Origin of the sequence: Nocardioides sp. NPDC051685 (genome assembly GCF_044453405.1) — a bacterium.
Taxonomy (GTDB): Bacteria; Actinomycetota; Actinomycetes; order Propionibacteriales; family Nocardioidaceae; genus Nocardioides.
Window position 1 is genome coordinate 65,882 of record NZ_JBITCR010000014.1, and the last position, 13,022, is coordinate 78,903.

17 protein-coding genes are annotated in these 13,022 nt (G+C 69.5%); 6 read left to right on the forward strand and 11 right to left on the reverse strand.

Annotated features, from left to right (window positions below; translation table 11 throughout):
- Positions 1–36 precede the first annotated feature (36 nt).
- The gene (locus tag ACIA03_RS26840; protein WP_396988302.1) at positions 37–711 is read left to right on the forward strand and encodes a class E sortase; all 675 of its coding nucleotides are present in this window, start codon (positions 37–39) and stop codon (positions 709–711) included.
- On the opposite strand, the gene ACIA03_RS26845 is transcribed toward ACIA03_RS26840, so the two are convergent.
- The 8 genes from ACIA03_RS26845 to ACIA03_RS26880 form a co-directional block, all read right to left on the reverse strand.
- Positions 708–1,505: a carbon-nitrogen hydrolase family protein gene (locus ACIA03_RS26845; RefSeq protein WP_396988304.1), complete on the reverse strand. Its 798-nt coding sequence runs from the start codon at positions 1,503–1,505 to the stop codon at positions 708–710. The genes ACIA03_RS26840 and ACIA03_RS26845 overlap by 4 nt on opposite strands.
- Positions 1,505–2,437, reverse strand: a complete 933-nt coding sequence (locus tag ACIA03_RS26850; protein ID WP_396988306.1) for a 2-hydroxyacid dehydrogenase — start codon at positions 2,435–2,437, stop codon at positions 1,505–1,507. The genes ACIA03_RS26845 and ACIA03_RS26850 overlap by 1 nt, the downstream gene beginning before the upstream one ends.
- Positions 2,438–2,471: 34 nt before the next feature.
- The gene (locus ACIA03_RS26855) at positions 2,472–3,101 is read right to left on the reverse strand and encodes a maleylpyruvate isomerase family mycothiol-dependent enzyme (protein ID WP_396988308.1); all 630 of its coding nucleotides are present in this window, start codon (positions 3,099–3,101) and stop codon (positions 2,472–2,474) included.
- A 6-nt stretch (positions 3,102–3,107) separates the two neighbouring features.
- Entirely contained in the window at positions 3,108–3,587 is a 480-nt protein-coding gene (locus ACIA03_RS26860; protein ID WP_396988310.1) for an SRPBCC family protein, read from the reverse strand.
- Positions 3,584–3,901 carry a metalloregulator ArsR/SmtB family transcription factor gene (locus tag ACIA03_RS26865; protein ID WP_141795774.1) on the reverse strand — a complete coding sequence of 106 codons (318 nt, stop codon included), beginning with the start codon at positions 3,899–3,901 and terminating at the stop codon, positions 3,584–3,586. The genes ACIA03_RS26860 and ACIA03_RS26865 overlap by 4 nt, the downstream gene beginning before the upstream one ends.
- Positions 3,902–3,944: 43 nt before the next feature.
- The gene (locus tag ACIA03_RS26870) at positions 3,945–5,189 is read right to left on the reverse strand and encodes a deoxyguanosinetriphosphate triphosphohydrolase (protein ID WP_396988313.1); all 1,245 of its coding nucleotides are present in this window, start codon (positions 5,187–5,189) and stop codon (positions 3,945–3,947) included.
- A gap of 18 nt (positions 5,190–5,207) precedes the next feature.
- Complete coding sequence (locus ACIA03_RS26875; protein ID WP_396988315.1) at positions 5,208–6,620, reverse strand: CitMHS family transporter; 1,413 nt, start codon at positions 6,618–6,620, stop codon at positions 5,208–5,210.
- Positions 6,621–6,755: 135 nt separating this feature from the next.
- Entirely contained in the window at positions 6,756–7,217 is a 462-nt protein-coding gene (locus tag ACIA03_RS26880; RefSeq protein WP_396988317.1) for an Rrf2 family transcriptional regulator, read from the reverse strand.
- A gap of 78 nt (positions 7,218–7,295) precedes the next feature.
- On the opposite strand from ACIA03_RS26880, the gene ACIA03_RS26885 reads away from it, so the two are divergent.
- The gene (locus ACIA03_RS26885) at positions 7,296–8,138 is read left to right on the forward strand and encodes an SDR family oxidoreductase (RefSeq protein WP_396988319.1); all 843 of its coding nucleotides are present in this window, start codon (positions 7,296–7,298) and stop codon (positions 8,136–8,138) included.
- A 122-nt stretch (positions 8,139–8,260) separates the two neighbouring features.
- Here the strand turns inward: ACIA03_RS26885 and ACIA03_RS26890 are convergent, their stop codons facing one another.
- Together ACIA03_RS26890 and ACIA03_RS26895 are read right to left on the reverse strand one after the other, a co-directional pair.
- The gene (locus ACIA03_RS26890) at positions 8,261–8,731 is read right to left on the reverse strand and encodes a hypothetical protein (protein ID WP_396988321.1); all 471 of its coding nucleotides are present in this window, start codon (positions 8,729–8,731) and stop codon (positions 8,261–8,263) included.
- A 314-nt stretch (positions 8,732–9,045) separates the two neighbouring features.
- On the reverse strand, positions 9,046–9,633 hold the full coding sequence (locus ACIA03_RS26895) for a VOC family protein (protein WP_396988323.1): 588 nt from the start codon (positions 9,631–9,633) through the stop codon (positions 9,046–9,048).
- A gap of 98 nt (positions 9,634–9,731) precedes the next feature.
- Here ACIA03_RS26895 and ACIA03_RS26900 point away from each other — a divergent pair, with 98 nt between their 5' ends.
- The 3 genes from ACIA03_RS26900 to ACIA03_RS26910 all read left to right on the forward strand — a co-directional run bounded on the left by ACIA03_RS26900 (position 9,732) and on the right by ACIA03_RS26910 (position 11,065).
- The gene (locus ACIA03_RS26900; RefSeq protein ID WP_396988325.1) at positions 9,732–10,124 is read left to right on the forward strand and encodes a cupin domain-containing protein; all 393 of its coding nucleotides are present in this window, start codon (positions 9,732–9,734) and stop codon (positions 10,122–10,124) included.
- A gap of 189 nt (positions 10,125–10,313) precedes the next feature.
- The gene (locus ACIA03_RS26905) at positions 10,314–10,538 is read left to right on the forward strand and encodes a hypothetical protein (RefSeq protein ID WP_396988327.1); all 225 of its coding nucleotides are present in this window, start codon (positions 10,314–10,316) and stop codon (positions 10,536–10,538) included.
- 134 nt (positions 10,539–10,672) lie between these two features.
- Positions 10,673–11,065, forward strand: coding sequence for a nuclear transport factor 2 family protein (locus ACIA03_RS26910; RefSeq protein WP_396988329.1), 393 nt, complete (start codon positions 10,673–10,675; stop codon positions 11,063–11,065).
- Here ACIA03_RS26910 and ACIA03_RS26915 read toward each other — a convergent pair.
- Positions 11,062–12,057: an AraC family transcriptional regulator gene (locus ACIA03_RS26915; protein WP_396988331.1), complete on the reverse strand. Its 996-nt coding sequence runs from the start codon at positions 12,055–12,057 to the stop codon at positions 11,062–11,064. The two genes, ACIA03_RS26910 and ACIA03_RS26915, sit on opposite strands and share 4 nt — an antisense overlap.
- A 120-nt stretch (positions 12,058–12,177) precedes the next feature.
- On the opposite strand from ACIA03_RS26915, the gene ACIA03_RS26920 reads away from it, so the two are divergent.
- Positions 12,178–13,002 carry a methyltransferase domain-containing protein gene (locus tag ACIA03_RS26920; RefSeq protein WP_396988333.1) on the forward strand — a complete coding sequence of 275 codons (825 nt, stop codon included), beginning with the start codon at positions 12,178–12,180 and terminating at the stop codon, positions 13,000–13,002.
- Positions 13,003–13,022 lie beyond the last annotated feature (20 nt).

The window sequence follows — 13,022 nt, forward strand, 5'->3', positions numbered from 1 at the left end:
TACGGGGCGGAGGATCAGGCTGAGATGCTTGACCTGATGTCCACCACCACTCGCCCTCGCGCCGGGGTACGCCGGGCGGTCCTCTGGCTCGGCATCGCGATGATCCTGGCCGGTGCCGGGGTCATCGGGTACGTCGCCTGGGAGCTCTACGGCACCACCGTGCTCAGCAGGGAACGCCAGCAGGACGCGACCTCGAAGATCGAGGAGGCCTGGGGGTCGGGGCGGACCGAGGTGAGCACCGAGTTCGGCTCGGCCGAGGCTCTCGTCGAGATCCCGCGCTTCGGCGAGGACTACCGGATCCCGGTCCTCGAGGGCACCTCCGACCGGGCGCTCGGCGCCGGCTTCGGTCACCTCGATGGCACCGCCGGGCCCGGAGAGGTCGGCAACTTCGCGCTCGCCGGCCACCGGATCACCCACGGCGAGCCGCTGCGCGACCTCCCCAAGCTCCGCGAAGGCGACAAGATCCGCGTGCTGACCAGGGAGAAGACGTACGTCTATGCCCTCACCAGCGACGGCGACGACCTGGTCGTGCCGTTCACCTCGGTCTGGGTCACCGACCGGCTTCCCGACAACCCTGAGCCGGGCGGGGTCGAACCCGCGCAGCGGAAGGGACAGCGCCTGATCACCCTGACCACCTGCTCCGAGCTCTTCCACACCGACAACCGGATGATCGCCTTCGGGAAGCTCGTCGCCGAGGAACCTTCGGCCTAGACCCGGAGCGTACGCCGCGGCCCGAGGTCCGCTCGGCGGTCGGCCCACATCCGCTGCTCGTCGCGGACCCGCGCCACCTCGGCCGGGTCGATCGTGGCGACGACCATGCCGGGCGTGGCGTCGTCGAGCCGCTCGAGCGGCCGCCCGACCGGGTCGTAGACCGCCGAGCCGCCGATCAGGCCGAGCGGCCCGCCGACGAGACCGGCGAAGGCGACGTACATCGAGTTGTCCAGCGCCCGCGCGGCGTAGTGCAGGTCGCGCCGGTGACCTCCGCCGGGGAAGTAGGCGCCGGTGTTGAGGTAGAGGATCGCGCCGTCGGCGGCCGCCGCGGCGGCGTGCTCGGGGAAGTTGGCGTCGTAGCAGACCGACAGCGCCACCCGGATCCCGTCGATCTCGATCGTGGTGCCGTGCTCGCCGGGCTCGAAGCGTTCGACCTCCGGCGGGTAGAGATGCTGCTTGTCGTACGCCGCGACCGGCTCCTCCCCCGGCGCGATCACCAGGCTGGTGATCGCCCGCCGTCCGTCTCCGGCTCGAGCGAGGGGCGAGTTGAGCACGAGCACCGCGCCGGTCTCGTCGACCGCGGCCTGTGCCGGGGCGAGCCAGCCGGTGTCGTCGAGCGTGGGCAGCGGGCCGTCGAACGCGTCGAGGTCCCAGGAGGTCGTGAACGTCTCGGGGAGCGCGACCAGCCGGGCACCCTTCGCGGCCGCCTCGCGGACCCGGTCCGCGGCCGTCGCGACGTTGGCTGCCACGTCGCCCGGCACCGCCGTCTCCTGGACGACCGCGATCCGCAGCATCAGTAGTCCCCCGACATCACGTTGGCCAGCGGCTCACCCGCGGCGAACCGCTCGAGCTGCTCGCGGACGACCCGATAGGCGCGCGGCCACATCGCGCTCGAGGCGCCACCGACGTGCGGGGTGATGAGCAGGTTGGGCGAGCTCCACAGCGGGCTGTCGGCCGGGAGCGGCTCGGTCTCGGCGACGTCGATGGCCGCGTGGATCCGCTCGGTGGCGAGCTCGGCGACCAGGTCGCCGGTCGCGATCACACCACCGCGGGCGACGTTGACCAGCAGCGCGCCGTCCTTCATCCGGCCCAGGAACTCGCTGTCGACCAGGCCACGGGTCTCATCGGTCAGCGGCGTGGCCAGCACGATCACGTCGGCCTCGGGCACGAGGTCGGCGAGCTCGTCGAAGGCGTGCACGCCGTCACGGGCCGTCCGGGCGACCCCGACCACCTCGGTCTCGAACGGCAGCAGCCGCGCCTCGATGGCCCGGCCGATGGCTCCGTAGCCGACGATCAGGACCCGCTTGTCGGCGAGCGACGGGAACCAGCCCGGCCGCCAGGCGTGCTCGTCCTGATGACGTACGTGACCGGGGATGCCCCGCAGCGAGGCGAGGATCAGCGTGACGGCGAGCTCGGCGGTCGAGGTGTCGTGGATGCCGCGGCCGTTGCACAGCGTCACGCCCTCGGGGATGTGACCGCGGGCGGCGTCGACCCCCGCGGTGAGCAGCTGCACCACCTGGAGCGACTTCATCTGGCTGACGACGTCGAAGATGCGCGAGCCGAGCATGTAGGGCGGCAGGTAGAAGGCCACCTCGCCGACCGAGTCCGGCACCTCCACGTGGGAGCCGGCGAAGCGGGTGTGGTCGAAGAGCTCGAAACGGAGACCTGTGGGCACCGTGCCCAGCTCGGACGGTTCGAAGGGCAGCCAGACGAGGGGATCGCTCACACCGGGAGACTCTCATGGAACGGCCGACCGCGGCTCACTGCGCGGGCCGCACCCTGCTCTCCAGCGTCCTCAGGCCGGGCCCCATCAGCTCGGGCAGCGCGTGCGCCCGTCCGCAGACCGCCATCAGCAACGCCTCGCCCGGGCCGGTGACCTCCACACCGCTCCCGTGCGACCAGTCGAGATCGGTGGCCATCAGCCTCAGCCCCTGGACGTTCTGCTTCGCCGGCAGTGGCGGCGCGATCATCGCGAAGTCGAGGACCGGGGCGAGCCGCTCGGGCGGCACCTGCCGAGGACGTCCGAGCGCGCGCCGGATGTCCTGGTGGTGGATGAGGCCGTCGGTGAGCCCGATCCGGGCGTCCGCCACCGCCGTCGGCCCCGACGGCTTCGCATGGGAACGCACATAGGCGACGAGCTCGGCGGGCGTCCTGGACCCGAACTCCTCCAGCCGACGCTCGTTCATGCTCCCGAACCTGAACCCGTGACGCACGAACCCGCCGATGAAGCGCAGCATCCCGACCTCCTCGTAGCTGATCAGGTGCGCGACCACGTCGCGCACCGTCCAGCCCTGACACAGCGACCGCCGATCCCACTGCTCCGGCGTCAGCGTCTCGAGGAAGTCGGCGAGATCGTGTCTCTCGGCGGTCGCGAGCGCGGTCCGGTTCACGCCCAATCACGCCTCCGCGAGAGCCCGGAAGCGCTCCAGGTAGATCCCCCAGGCGTCGGCTCCGGCGGCCCGGTCGCGCCACCCCTGCCACCCGGCGCCGTGCCGGTCGAGGTGGCGGTGCTCGAGGCGTACGTGGGTCTGCTCGGGCCCCACCGAGGTGAAGGTGAACTCGACCTCGCTGCACCGCGCCGGGTCGGGTTCGAGCTGGAAGGCCGGAGTGATGTCCCAGGAGATCACCAGGCGGTGGGGCGGCTCGACGACCAGGACGCGCGCCCACTGACAGGTGCTGCCGTCGACACCGCGGTCGTAGACGCGGCCGCCGACGTGAGGCTCCAGCACCGTCTCGGCGATCTCGACGGGGAGCATGTTGTGGTCGCGCGGCTTGATCCGGTCGAAGTCCTCGGTGAACACCTTGAAGGCGTGCTCGACCGGGACGTCGACGGTGATCTCCAGGTCCACGGACGTGGGTTCACGGGTGATGCTCATTGCGGCTCCTGCTCTGCCCGGTAGCTGGCCTCAGCCACCTGCTTGAACGAATGCAGCGCCTGGGTCCAGTAGGTCTCCAGCTCGGCGCGCAGCTCGGCCAGGCCCTCGAGCCGGGCCTGGTAGATCCGTCGCCGCCCGGCCGGGGTCATCGACACCAGGCCGGCCTCACGCAGGATCTTGAGGTGCTGGGACACCGCGGCCATGCTCACCGGCAGCGCGTCGGTGATCTCTCCCACCGAGCACGGCCCGGCGGCCACCCGAGCCAGGACCTGGCGGCGGGTGGAGTCGGAGACGGCGTACCAGACATCGGTCACGACATTTAAGGTAACGCTTAAATGTCGTGCCCACAAGGGGTGGTCATAGGCGCCGGCAGAGCCGCTCGTGCCAGGCCAGCGCGGTGATGTCGGTGAGCGAGGCGACCTGGTCGATCACGACGCGGAGCCGGGCCGCGTCGTCGGCCGCGGCACGCCAGTCGTCGGCGAACTGGCGGTCGAGGTCGGTCGGCGCGGTGGTGACGAGGTGCTCGACCAGCTCACCGAGAACACCTCGCTGACGGTCCATCTTCGCGGCGCGCTCGTCGGTGCGCATCACGTAGTGCGCCGCGATCCCCTTCAGCAGCGCGATCTCCGTCCGGGTCTGCTCCGGCACCACCAGGTCGGCGCCGTAGCGGACGTAGGGACCGCCGCCGGCGGCGTACGTCGCCTCCTTCACGGCCCCGCAGAACCGGCCGATGACGTCGGAGGTCAGGTTCTTGAGCATGGCCCGGGAACGACGAGAGGCGTCGTACGCAGCACCCTCGGGGATCCAGCAGCCGGCGGCGCTCAGGTCGGCGATGGTCGAGACCGCGAGGGCGCGGTCGAAGCCGGGGACGTACCAGTCGGCGACCGTCTCGGCGACGCCGTCGAGGTCGAGCCGGGCGAGGTCGATCTTTCCGGCGACGATGCCGTCCTCGACGTCATGGACGGAGTAGGCGACGTCGTCGGAGAGGTCCATGATCTGCGCCTCGACGCACTGCCGCTCCCCCGCGTCCGCGGTGCGCAGCCAGGTGAAGACCGGCAGGTCGTCCTCGTAGACCCCGAACTTCGAACCCTTCCGCTCGCCGAATCCCCACGGGTACTTGGTGCACGCGTCCAGGGTGGCCCGGGTCAGGTTGAGCCCGACCGAGCGCCCCGCGGCGTCGAAGGTCTTCGCCTCGAGCCGGGTCAGGATCCGCAGCGTCTGGGCGTTGCCCTCGAACCCGCCGATCCCCTTCGCGTGCTCGGCGAGCACGTTCTCGCCGTTGTGCCCGAACGGCGGGTGCCCGAGATCGTGCGCGAGGGCCGCCGTCTCGGCGATGTCTGGCTGCGGCGAGTCCGGCCCGTTGAGGGCACGCGACAGGTCCCGCGCGACCTGGGCGACCTCGAGGGAGTGGGTCAGCCGGTTGCGTACGAAGTCGTCGGCCTGCGGCCCCACGACCTGCGTCTTCGCCGCCAGCCGCCGGGTCGAGGCGGCATGCACCACGCGGGCGCGGTCGCGCTCGAACTGCGTACGCTCCGGCGCCGCCACCCGCTTGGGCGGCTCGGCGACGATCCGCTCGCGGTCGGCGGCCCCGTATAGCTCCACGCCCCCGAGGCTAGCGGGCTACAGCGGGATCGCCGTGGTCAGCACCCCGATGACCAGCATCGTGACCGAGACCGCCGCCGCACGCCACAGCACCTTCTTGTGGTGATCGGCGAGCGGCACCCGCGCCAGAGTCACCAGCAGCAGGATGGCGGGCACGAGCGGGCTCTGCATGTGGAAGGTCTGACCAGTGATCGAGGCGCGCGCCATCTCGGCCGGCGTGATGCCGTAGGTCGAGGCCGCCTCGGAGAGGACCGGGAGGACGCCGAAGTAGAAGGCGTCGTTGCTCATGAAGAAGGTGAACGGGAGGCTGAGCAGGCCGGTGACCACGGCCATGTGCGGGCCGAGCGCGGGCGGGATGATGTCGATCAGCCACCGCGCCATCGCCTCGACCATGCCGGTGCCCTGGAACACCCCGGTCAGCACGGCCGCGGCGAACACCATCGCCACCACGGAGACGATGCTCGGGGCGTGCCGGGTGATCGCCTCCTGCTGCTCCTTGACCTGTGGGAAGTTCACGACCAGCGCGATGGCGGCGGCGACCATGAAGAGCACCAGGATCGGCAGGATGTCGAGCACCAGCACGACCAGCAGCGCGGTCGTCAGGAGCCCGTTGAACCAGAACAGCCGCGGTCGCAGCGTCGGGCGCTTCGGGTCGAGCCCCTCGGCGAACCAGTCGGAGCCGTCCTCGTCGTTCTCGTCGTCCTCACGCCCCGTGCTGCCGGCTCCGCCGCCCGCTCCGCCGGAGACCTTCACCGGCGCACCGGCGCCGACGAGCACACGCTCCTCGGCGGACGCGGTCACCTCGGCCAGCTCCAGCGAGCCGATCCGGCGACGCTCCAGGTAGCCCAGGTGGGCCGCGAAGGCCAGCACGACGACCAGGCCGGCGATCATCGACGGGATCATCGGCACGAACACCTCGGAGGGCGAGACCCCGAGTGACGCGGCAGCGCGGGCGGTCGGGCCACCCCACGGCAAGATGTTCATCGCACCGTTCGCGAGGCCGGCCACGACGGTGAGCACGACCGGGCTGACCCCGAGCTTCAGATAGAGCGGGAGCAGCGCGGAGGTCACGATGATGAACGTGGTCGACCCGTCGCCGTCGAGCGAGACCACCATCGCCAGGACAGCGGTCCCCACGACCAGACGCATCGGGTCATGGCCGACCATCCGCAGGATCAGCTTCACCAGCGGGTCGAACAGGCCGACGTCGATCATGATCCCGAAGAAGATGATCGCGAAGAACAGCATCGCCGCGGTCGGCGCGAGCTCCTTGACGGCATCGACGATCATGTCGCCGATACCCAGGCCGGCGCCCGCGGCGATGCCGAACGCCACCGGCACCGCGATGAGTCCGACGACCGGGGTCGCCCGTCTGGACATGATCAGGAACATGAAGAGGGCGACCATCATGAAGCCGAGTGCTACGAGCATTGCCGATCCTGGTTCTGTACGCGGTGTGCTGACCGTCACGTGGTGACACCCGAGACTGCGGGTGACGCGCGCCACAGGTCAACGTTGCCGACGTAACGGACGTTGTGGACGTTGCGGTCAAGCGCGAGACGCCCCTCAGGGCAGCAGGGCCGCGAAGTCCTCCGCGTCGAAACCGGCCGTCGACATCACCTCGTCGAGCGTGATCCCGGCGAGCTCGTCGAGGACGGCCCGGGCCACCCGGCGGTCGAGGTCGACGAGAACGCCCTGGATGCTGGCACCCACCGCGCAGGCGGGGTTGGGTCCGTGGATCCCGAGGACCGGGTCGTCACCCTGCAGCACCTGCCACACCTGGGCGAGGTTCACCGTCCCGGGGTCGGCCGCCAGATCCCATCCCCCGTGGGCGCCGGGACGGGACCGCACCAGACCGGCCGTACGCAGCGGCCCCAGCACCTTGCGTACGTGGACCGGGTTGACGGCGGTGCTGCCGGCGAGCTCGTCCGAGCTGACCGGCGTCGTGCGGCCGGCGGCAGCACACGAAGCGAGGTAGGTCAGGACATGGACGGCCACCGCGAAACGGGTGTTCGTCGGACTGGCCATGGTCCCATCTTGCCTTATTGCCATCGGTATGACTACATTTATGAAACCGTCATCGCTGTGACTACAGATAGGACTCTCATGACCATCGCCATCACCGGCGCCTCCGGCCAGCTCGGCCGGCTCGTCGCCGACCAGCTCCTCGCCACCGTCGACCCCGCCGAGGTCGTGCTCCTCACCCGCGACCCCGCCAAGCTCGCCGACTACGCCGAGCGCGGTGCCGACGTACGCGCCGCCGACTTCAGCAAGCCCGACGAGCTCGTCGACGCCTTCGACGGCGCCGACCGCGTGCTGCTGATCTCGACCGACGCCGTCGGCGCCCGCGTCGAGGGCCACCTCGCCGCCATCGGCGCGGCCGTCAAGGCGGGCGTGAGCCACATGGCCTACACCTCGGTGTCCGAGCCGACCGCGGACAACCCCGCCGGCGTCGTCGCCGACCACGCCGCCACCGAGGAGGCGCTGCGCGAGAGCGGCCTGGCCTGGACCATGCTGCGCAACAACCTCTACGCCGACATGCAGGTCGACACCATCGCCCAGGCCGCCGCGAGCGGTCAGCTGGTCACCAACGTCGGCGACGGCGGTGCGGCCTACGTCACCCGCGAGGACTGCGCGGCCGTCGCCGTCGGGGTGCTGACCGGCGAGGGTCACGAGGGCAAGGCGTATGACGTCACCGGCCCGCAGGCCTACACCGCGGCCGACCTGGCCGAGCTCGCCACCCAGCAGTCCGGCAAGCCGGTCGAAGTCGTCCAGGTCGACGACGAGGCCTACACCGCCGGCCTGGTCGCCGCGGGCCTCCCGGACTTCATCGCTCCGCTGCTCACCTCGTTCGGCACCGCGACCCGGCTCGGCAAGCTCGCCACCTTGACCGACGTCGTCGAGCAGATCGGCGGCCGCAAGCCCACCCCGCTGAGCGCCTTGATCTGACCCTCCCTCCCATCGAGCCGGCGCAACTGTCCCGCCTCACGACGTCGAGTCGGCGTGTCTGTCCCAGCGTCTTGGGGCAGTTGCGCCGACTCGGCGGTTCTGGTTGGGACAGTTGCGCCGGCTCAGCCAGCGGGAACAGGCTCGGGGATCGAGACGTCCGCTGGTCGCACGAATGCCGAGAACTCGCCGGCGGGGAGGCAGCTGACGTCTGGGTCAGTGCTGATTCCGTCGCAGTGCTGGGCGGTCAGCACCCAGATGAGCTCATGGGTGTGGTGTCCGACGCTCAGCGGCGCCATGCGGGGGATGACGAAGAACGACGGGATGTCGGGGAACGACGGGTTGAGGTCGTGGATCCTGACATCTGTGCGGAACGCATCCTTGTCCGCCGGGGAGAATGTGTAGGTCTGCTGCTGGCTGGTGCCGCCATCGATCACCACTTTGACCGTGAGCTTGGCGAGGACGTCGTCAACGGGGTAGGCGTGCAGTGGCACATACCCTGGCGGGTAGACGGCGTCGGCGGCCTCGGCCCCGAAGTAGGAATTCGTCGGCCGCCAGTGTTCACCCGCCGTGAGACCCTCACAGACCGGGTTCACGAACTGCTCCGGAACGCCGAAGAGCTCGTTGAAACTGACCCCGGATGTTGGGTGGACACAGTTGTTGTCTCGAGTCGGTCGCTCGGCGCTCGCAGGAGACACCGCCAAGGCGAGTGATGCCGCGAGTGCGGCCGCCGCAACAACGGCTCGACGCTGGAGCAAAGATGTCTTCATGAGGCCTCCCAGCGGGGCTGGACCGGATGCTCGTGGTCGCAAGGACCGACCCGACAGCCACGTCGAGCGTATGCGCCGTGGCTGCTGTCTCGCACCGCCGGTTTTGGGGATGCTGCCGCGCCCATAGAGGCGCCGGTCGCTCACCGCGGCAGAGGATTTGGACCGGTCGCCGTCACGAGGCGCTGCGGGACCCAGTCATCGACGTGGACGAACCCGCCGAACCGCGCTCCTTGGAGGATGACACCGTCGTGCAAGGACAGTCGGTAGAACTTCACGTGAGTGAAGTCCTCGAAGAGGACGTAGTACGGCTCGACGTCGGGACTCTGGAACTGCTGCCCAGTCAAGACGGCGCGGTGCTCCCGTGAGAAGGCATCCACCTCATCGCCGATGACGACCCCTAGGTGCTCGAGGCCCATCTTGTAGACGCGCTGGTGAACGGGCGGAATGAGCTCGATGAGCGAGACGGACATTCCGTCGAGGACCTCGAGCGGCTCGGCGAGCACGATCAGGGAGATCGGACGTCCGTTCCAGACGTTCTCGACGCTCGCACTCGCGTGCCGCTCGAGCAGGGTCCGCACGTGGACGTACTGGTCCCATTCCGGCTCGCGGAACGCCAGGTGGCTGAGGGCGTACGGGCGGATGTCGATGCCCCGGGCGAGCAGGCGGTCGTGCTGCTGCGCGGCGAACGCCCGATAGTCCCCGAGGATGTCGCCCACCGGATCGGCCATCGCGTCCATCTCCTCTCGACCGCCATCGTACGACTTCTGAAGTGGCCCCGAGCCTGGTCGTAAAGTGGATGCTGCTGGGAAGTAGGAGGAGGTTCTCCATGCAAACCCGCTCGTTCCCCGCTGCCCCGGATGGCCGCTCCCCCGCCGGGGCCGAGATCCGGCACCTGATCGAAGGCGAGACCGGCGGCATGATCCACTCGACCGTCCCGCCAGGTCAGGTGAATCGAGCGACCGTCCACGCCACCGTGAGCGAGTTCTGGCATGTTCTCTCGGGCGAGGGGGAGATCTGGCGACGAGACGCTACCGGTGAGGAGACGACCGTTCTGGAAAGCGGCGTTTCCATCGACATTCCCGTTGGGACGGCGTTCCAGTATCGCTGCACCGGTCCCGACCCGCTCCGGTTCCTGTGCGTCTCCATGCCGCGCTGGCCCGGCGACAAAGAAGCGACCGTGATCGAGGGACCGTGGAAACCGACTGCTCCCGAAGGTTGACGACGCAGCGGTTTCGTGGATGGGCGAGGAGTTCGTCTTGGTGGCCAAGCGTAGATTTGGGGTGACTGACCGGGGACGAGGCCTCCATCCGGACTCCGCTCGTCCCGGTCGAGAGGCGGACATCATGTCGACGTCGAACGGTCCCACTCCCCGATCCGAGTCCTCGTCGCGAGAGATCGGCCTGTGACCATGGCCGGCATCGTCCTCCGCGTCCGGCTCGTCAGCGGTGACAGCATGGACGTCATCTACGACGACACGGAGACCGCGAGCGAGGCCGAGACGGTCGATCACGTCGCCGCCGCGCTGTCGCGCGACACCGGCGTCATCCGCTGCAGGCACGGCGATCGGCTGCTGCTGTTGTACGCCCGCGGGGTCGCCACGGTGGAGGTGGCGCCACGCGGCGCGGTCCTCTGAGCTGTCAGGCCCTGCCGAGATCAGTGGAATTGCTGACCCCGCCCCGCGGCAGGATCGTCAATCCGCCCGATGTGGCAGCCGTTCCCACGTCCTACCGTCGCTTTCATGAGCAGGCCCGAGACATGGAGGACATCATGAGCAACCACCCCAATGTTGCGGTCATCGAGCGGATGACCCAGGCGATCGTCGAGAACGACCGCGAGACGCTGAGCCGAATCTTCACCGACGACATGGTCTTCCACGGCCGCGGTCCGATTCCGTTCGCAGGCGACCACGACGGAGTCGACGGCCTGCTGGCGGCCCTTGGCACCGTCTTCGAGCTGACCGACGGGGACGTGAAGCTCGAGCAGCTGTTCTGCCTGGCTGAGGACGAGTGGGGGGCGGAGTGGGAACACGCCGTCTTCGGCCGCAACGGGCGGACGTTGGAGATGAACAACTCCTTCGTCTACCGGTTCAACGACGGTCGAATCCGCGAGATGTGGTTCATCGCGGCGGGACCAGCCGAGGACGCGTCGTTCTGGGCCTAGCTGGACACGGACGGCCCGCCAGCCGATCTTCTTGTCCGCCAAACACTGGGCGACTGTGCGTTGGCCTGCTTGAACGCTCGGCTGAACGCTTCCTCGGACTCGTACTCGATGCGCCTCGCGATCGCGGCGACCGTCATCTCGGTCGTGGCGAGCAGGTCCTGAGCGACGCGCATGCGCCACTCGTTGACGTAGCGGATCGGCGACAGGCCTAGGACCTCGCGGAAGCGAGCGTCGAGCGATGACCGCGAGACCGCCGTTTCCCTGGCGAGGTCCTCGACGGTCCACCTGCGGCCAGGGTGCCCGTGGATGGCCTTCATCGCGGGGGCGAGCACCGGGTCACGCACGGCCGCGAGCCAGCCCCGGTCAGCCCCGGGCGCGGTTGACAGGTACAGGCGCAGTACCTCGATGATCAGCATCTCGGGCAGCTTCGTCCGTCGGATCCCCCCGCCACCGGGAGCCTGCTCGAGGGCGTAGGCGATGCTGGCGTCGAACCACGATCGCGCAGGGCCCTCCGTCGCACGCACGACGAACGCGGGAGGGAATGCCTTCAAGTCGGGGTCGAACAGCGGGTCCTCGGAGTACAAACACCCGCACACGATGTCCGTCCGGGAGCCGCCCTCGCCGTGGCGGAGCGTCGGCATCTCGTGCCACGGCGGCGGGGGGACGACGGTCATGACCGGCACGGGCTCGACCGGGTCCTCGCCACCGACAAGGAATTCGTCGCCGTACGGGAACACGATCACTTCGCCGGCGTTGGCCCAGGTGCGCTCGCCGCCGGGGGTCGACACCCAACAGCGCCCCGATGCCACGACGTGGAACAGGACCAGGCGCTCGGCGCCGGGATGCATCATCGCGGCGAACATCGGGCCACCCAGGTCGGACAGCGCCCAGCGTTCGGTGAACTCGCAGCGCATGAAGATGGCGCCCTCGAGGCGGATTCGCTCGAGCGCGTCGTTCAGCGGCTCGACGGGAGCGCTTGCGCCCTCTTTCATCGCCCCACCAACCTCGGCGTTTTCATCAGGTCTTTCGGCTTAACCGTCATGGTTGGCGGCCGGCCTGGCCACCACAATCGATTGTGTTATCAGTCGCGTGAAAGCGCAATCAGGAGGTGCATGGAGATGACCAGCACGATTACGGGATTGTGGAAGCAGCACAGCGGCAACCCCGTCGAGAACTACGAGCGGTTCTTCGTCCCGACGATCGGGACCGCCTGGGCCAGCGCCCTGCTCGAAACGGCCGACCTGCGCGCCGGTGAGCGGGTGCTCGACATCGCATGCGGCACCGGCGTCGTGGCTCGGCGCGCCGCCGAACAGGTCGGGCGGACCGGATCGGTGGCCGGCCTCGACCTCAGCCCCGGCATGCTGGAGATCGCGCGCGCGAGCACTGCCGAGATCGACTGGCACGAGGGGGACGCAGCAGCGCTGCCGCTGCCCGATGGCGCCTTCGACGTCGTCGTCAGCTCACTCGGCATGCAGTTCGTCGAGGACAAGCAATCGGCGTTTCGCGAGATGCACCGCGTCCTCGCACCCGGCGGGCGTGTCGCCATCGCAACGGGCGGCGGCCCGACTCAGCCACTGTTCGCGGTCCTCGAGCAGGCGCTCGCGCGGCACGTGTCGCCCGAAGTGGCGGGCTTCATGCGCGCGGTGTTCTCGCTGTACGACCCGGAGCAGCTCCGGACGCTGGCGACCGACAGCGGGTTCGACGACATCGACGTCCGGACGAGGGTCTTGACGGTTACCCTGCCCGCCCCGGCGGAGTTTCTCTGGCAGTACGTCCACAGCACCCCCCTGGTCGCCGCGATCGCGCCGCTCGACGACGCGAGGCTGGCCGCGCTGGAGCACGACGTCGTGGCCGGATGGCAGTCCTTCGTCAGGGGCGGGGAGCTGGTGTTCGACGGGATCGCCGTCCTCACGACGGCGAGGCGGCGCGAAGGGTAGGCCTCGCTCTTCTCAATTCG